This window comes from uncultured Jannaschia sp. (assembly GCF_947494055.1).
Classification (GTDB): Bacteria; Pseudomonadota; Alphaproteobacteria; order Rhodobacterales; family Rhodobacteraceae; genus Jannaschia.
The window spans coordinates 1-348 of record NZ_CANLTR010000211.1; the positions used below are offsets into that span (position 1 = coordinate 1).

At 67.8% G+C, this 348-nt stretch carries 1 protein-coding gene; it reads left to right on the forward strand.

Annotation, left to right across the window (positions count from 1 at the left end):
• A partial coding sequence (locus Q1A87_RS23885) for a DUF2382 domain-containing protein (protein ID WP_299657402.1) occupies positions 1 to 348 on the forward strand: 348 nt, incomplete at both ends.

Genomic DNA, 348 nt, shown 5'->3' on the forward strand with positions numbered 1-348 from the left:
CGAGATCATGCGCAATCCCGAGCAGGGCGTGGATATCGACGCCTACGAGGAGGATTACCGCACGCGCGACACCTACAGCGAAGACGTCGATGCCTACGGGACGGGGTCGCCGGCCTATGGCGGTTCGATGGGCCGAACCGGGACTGCGGAAGATGGAGATACGGTCGAACTGGCCGAGGAACGGCTGAGCGTCGGCAAGCGCGACGTCGATCGCGGCACGACGCATGTGCGGACCTATGTCCAGGAGGTTCCGGTCGAGGAGCGCATCCGCCTGCGCGACGAGCACGTCTCGGTCGAGCGGCGCGCGACCGGCGGCGAGCGCGTGGTGACGGGTGCGGAAGCCGATGC